The sequence below is a fragment of the Halomonas faecis genome (assembly GCF_010993975.1).
GTDB lineage: Bacteria > Pseudomonadota > Gammaproteobacteria > Pseudomonadales > Halomonadaceae > Halomonas > Halomonas faecis.
This window is the reverse complement of the sequence record NZ_JAACZO010000041.1, coordinates 1-879: the sequence shown is the minus strand read 5'-3', so window position 1 is coordinate 879 and position 879 is coordinate 1. Positions and strand designations below refer to the sequence as shown.

General features: G+C 60.2%; 1 protein-coding gene. It reads right to left on the bottom strand.

From position 1 onward, the window contains the following. A partial coding sequence (locus tag GFD32_RS13210) for a transposase (RefSeq protein WP_163577083.1) occupies window positions 1–879 on the bottom strand: 879 nt, incomplete at both ends.

Here is an 879-nt window from a genome sequence, read left to right as displayed (position 1 = left end):
GTTTCTTCGCGCAGTGCCGACACTGCAGCAACCGGCCCTCGAAATAGGCGCGGAGCGTCCCACGGTTGTCTTCTCGGGTGCCCCGATAACGGATCTGATGCCCTGCCGGACACTGGCAGGTCAAGTTGATGGGGTCGAGCTGGAACTCGCTGGCCGGAATGATCGACTTTCGAGTCGCGGACGGGCTGTCCTGATGACGCTTGCCGTATTTGGCTTTCTGGGCGTTGAACTTGGGGTCGCGGCGCCGGAACTGGTTGTCGGGAATGTAGCCATTGATCTGCCGTTCGTGCAGGTAGCGCATGTTGGCTTCGTTGGCGAAGCCAGTATCGGCCGTCACCACGGTGCCGTCCTGATAGATATTCGGACTGATGCCCAGTCGTCGGTAGCGCTGCACGACGCTCTCCAGCACCGGCTTGAGCGTATGGTGCTCCTGGCCTTCGCCAAAGGCCTGGGCATCGATGATGATCTGGTGTGTCTTGTCGACCGTCGCCACTCCATTATAGCCCTGGATCGTGCCTTTCCCGGTCGTCATCTTGGCACTGTCGTTGTCGGTGAGGTTGCTCTTCACCTCCTGGCTGCGCTTGCCCTGCCCCTGCCGGGGACGCTGCGTGTTCAGGAACCGGTCGACCTTGGTCATGGCTCTATCGAGGGAGAGGATCATCTTGGCATGGCGGATATCCCGTGCCATCTCTGCCTCGGTTTCCGCCTTGTCACGCTGGAAGTGCTCCTCCAGATGGTGGCGAATCAGGCGACGTAGCTTGTCACGCTTTTCACCGAGTTCCTTGAAAGTCCCCGACCACTCCTTGGCCGCATTGGACGACATCTTGCAGCCGTCGATGGCGAAGAGTTCGTTGCCCAGCAGACCTTGCTCGTGGCAGA